Source organism: Achromobacter sp. SIMBA_011, from assembly GCF_046535435.1.
GTDB lineage: Bacteria > Pseudomonadota > Gammaproteobacteria > Burkholderiales > Burkholderiaceae_B > Achromobacter > Achromobacter dolens.
This window is the reverse complement of record NZ_JAWRWN010000605.1, coordinates 1-265: the sequence shown is the minus strand read 5'-3', so window position 1 is coordinate 265 and position 265 is coordinate 1. Positions and strand designations below refer to the sequence as shown.

General features: G+C 68.7%; 1 pseudogene. It reads right to left on the bottom strand.

Annotated elements, in window-relative coordinates:
- Positions 1-265: pseudogene (locus SB816_RS32355) on the bottom strand (glycosyltransferase family 2 protein); the annotation flags it as partial.

Genomic DNA, 265 nt, shown 5'->3' with positions numbered 1-265 from the left:
CTGTCGATCAGCGCGCAGGCGAGATCGAGCGGATAAAGCCGGAAGCCGCACATCGAATCGCGGATCGTGAACGACAGCGTCTCGATCCACACCCACACATGCGTCAGATAGCGGCCGTAGAGGCGCGCCTTCGGCACGCTCTCGTCGTAGACGGGCTGGCCGAGCACGACCGCGCGCGGATGCGCGGCGGCGGCGGCGAGAAAGCGCGGCACGTCGGCGGCGTCGTGCTGGCCGTCGGCGTCGATCTGCAAGGCGTGCGTGTAGC